The sequence below is a fragment of the Vibrio sp. 10N.222.46.A1 genome, assembly GCF_041473595.1.
Lineage (GTDB): Bacteria > Pseudomonadota > Gammaproteobacteria > Enterobacterales > Vibrionaceae > Vibrio > Vibrio tasmaniensis_A.
Genome location: NZ_JBFRSN010001609.1, coordinates 1 through 462, shown reverse-complemented (window position 1 = coordinate 462; position 462 = coordinate 1). Strand labels below are relative to the sequence as shown.

General features: G+C 42.9%; 1 protein-coding gene. It reads left to right on the top strand.

Features of this window, described 5'->3' with window-relative positions; all coding sequences use genetic code 11:
• Window positions 1-37: 37 nt before the first annotated feature.
• On the top strand, window positions 38-394 hold the full coding sequence (locus AB4496_RS28405) for a hypothetical protein (protein ID WP_009846450.1): 357 nt from the start codon (window positions 38-40) through the stop codon (window positions 392-394).
• Window positions 395-462 lie beyond the last annotated feature (68 nt).

The following is a 462-nucleotide window of genomic DNA, read 5'->3' as shown; positions in this document are numbered from 1 at the left end:
GTTTTTTATAAATAAAAATAGAGACAGGGAGTCATCAATGAGTGAAGAGTCATTCACCCAGAAACGTGAGTATTACCGCCTGAAGTATCCCAAAAAGGCGCGCCCGGTGATACGAATCAAAGATGAACTTTTTCATGTCAGTGAAGTTTCTGAAAAAGGCGTGCGCTTGATGATGAGTAACATCATCCCGGTCTATCGAGGCTACTCCATGGCAGGCACTTTATGGTTGCATGGTAATAACAGCATTGATATTCGTGGTTCTGTATTGAGACAAGAAGGCGATGAAGTGATCGTTCTGTTATCACAAGGCCCGAGTTTCAAAGATATGGTGGCTGAACAACGATACATTAGGCAAAGGTACCCGGTTTTCTTCGCGAACCTTAGAGTGGCATAAGCAAAGCATCTAAACGCCTAAACCCCAAGTAACTCATGGTTATCTGATATAAAAAGCCCAGCACTTTG

Coding starts and splice junctions, on each gene's coding strand:
- AB4496_RS28405 (WP_009846450.1), top strand. CDS start 38: ATGAGTGAAGAGTCATTCACCCAGAAACGTGAGTATTACCGCCTGAAG.